Annotated in this window: 2 protein-coding genes; both read left to right on the top strand. The window is 34.7% G+C overall.

The genetic code is table 11. The features are described 5' to 3' along the window. Window positions 1-255: 255 nt before the first annotated feature. On the top strand, window positions 256-1,071 hold the full coding sequence (locus LU351_RS20335) for a hypothetical protein (RefSeq protein WP_232595917.1): 816 nt from the start codon (window positions 256-258) through the stop codon (window positions 1,069-1,071). A 7-nt stretch (window positions 1,072-1,078) separates the two neighbouring features. Continuing rightward, window positions 1,079-1,888 (top strand): hypothetical protein, encoded by an 810-nt coding sequence (locus LU351_RS20330; protein ID WP_232595916.1) that lies wholly within the window; start codon window positions 1,079-1,081, stop codon window positions 1,886-1,888. Window positions 1,889-2,014 lie beyond the last annotated feature (126 nt).

The following is a 2,014-nucleotide window of genomic DNA, read 5'->3' as shown; positions in this document are numbered from 1 at the left end:
GGCATGATGAATATCACGTATAACATGAGACGATTTGTCACGCTATGCGGCCAACGTGCGTCTGGAATATACAAATAGGGAGAAAAAATCATCAAAAGAACGAATTTTTATCCAATATTTTTGTAAACAAATGCGTAATGATAATTATTTTCGGTAAATGTTCCGGTAGAAAAAATTAGAAAATTATCGCGCTAAAAAAACGAATTTATAGAGGTTCCCTATAGCGTTCTGAATAATTACATTTGATTCTTTGACATGCTATTTGGTACGTTCAAAAACCCTAAGGGACCTTCCTGGAAAGAACCAGAAAAAGTAGTGCTGAATTTATCTGGCACTACTGTGGAACTGCAATTACCCAGAAGTAATTTTATTTCCCCGCCAGAAGCCATGGGGGATAAAATTGAATTTGGAAATAACCAATACGCTTTAGATGTCGACAATATTATTAGTGATAAGCGACAAAAAAACTCTCTATTAAATTCAACCGGAGAACTTGTCTTTGATCACCAATTACGACGAGTGTTTAATTTCAAAGGATTACCTATAGTAGGAGAATCTACTGGATGCCTACATCTCCTTCTATCGATTTGTTACAACACAAAAAAATCATTTAAAGGATGTTTTTATGAAACATTTTTTCAACACTTAGAAAAAATTCATGGGAAAAAAGCAACAAAAGGATACCTAAGACGTTTATACCCCATAGATTGGTCACTTATTAATATCAATAATGCCCAGCTTCTAAACTATGGCGTAGAGGATTTTGTAGTACAACATCGAAAAAGAAGCGCATTCAGAATAGAATTTATTTGTCCTATAAGTGAAGACGTATCACTGTTTTTTAAATTTAAGTTTGGCAGCATTCCTGTTGAAAGTGGCGGTATAAGCCTAGCTCATGAGTTAATCCAGAAAATCATGCAAACATTTGTGATAGACTACAAACCAGAACACAAAAAACAAGTAGCAACATTAGACTTGAAAGAAACATTTGAACCAATAAAGCCTGTCGTTTGGGATAACTACAAAAAAGCGCCCAGAGTCGATTATAGCGTTTTAGATAATTATCTCTAAGCTCGCTATGCCATTTGGAACCTTCAAAAACCCTAAGGGGCCGTCTTGGAAAAATCCAGAAAAAATCGAGTTGGGTTTTTCTGGCACTTCGGTAATTTTTTTATTGCCTGTAAGTAATGCCAATTACTCTTCTATTGGTGATGGTGACAAACTTCAATTTGGCAAAAGCTCATGCGAAATAGATATTGATAAAAAAGTAAAAGAGTTTGGTGAGCAGAACAATCTAGGCGATCAATTGAAGTATGATTATCGCCTAAAAAGGATGTATGACTTTAAAGGGATGCCTTTGATTGGTACTGAAGCTGGAGGGTTAACTTTTAGGCTGGCAATTATATATGGCCTTGAAAAAAATTTTTTAAATGGAGGCTTTTTTGATGGTGTTTTGGCGCGCATGGACAGGTTGCATGGTAAAGAAGCTACAAAAAATTTTTTGATACGATTATACCCCATCAATTGGTCTTTGATTGAATTGGGTGGGTGTAATGCTCTTAGTTATGGGGTGGAAGATTTAATGCCTCAACCAAGAGAAGTAAGTGCTTTTCGCTTTCATTTTGTTTTGCCTATAAGTAGTAGCGCTGCAATGGATTTTCAGTTTGATTTTGATGACATTCCAGTTCGAAGTGGTGGGATAGAGTCTGCAAATGTATTAATAAAGAAAGTAATGGAATCCTTGGTAGTTGATTATAAAGCTGAACATAAAGTGGGTGTGAAATCTTTAAATTTAAAGGAAAGCTTTACATCTATGGCTCCGCTAGTTTGGAAAAATTACAAAAAAGTGCCGCGTGTAGACTATAATGTTTTGGAAAAATATCTTTAGGGAACCTCTATAAATTCGTTTTTTTAGCGCGATAATTTTCTAATTTTTTCTACCGGAACATTTACCGAAAATAATTATCATTACGCATTTATTTACAAAAATATTGGATAAAAATTCGTTCTTTTG

The organism is Marinibactrum halimedae, from assembly GCF_021234875.1.
GTDB classification, from domain to species: Bacteria; Pseudomonadota; Gammaproteobacteria; order Pseudomonadales; family Cellvibrionaceae; genus Marinibactrum; species Marinibactrum halimedae.
This window is presented reverse-complemented; position numbering and strand designations above follow the sequence as displayed.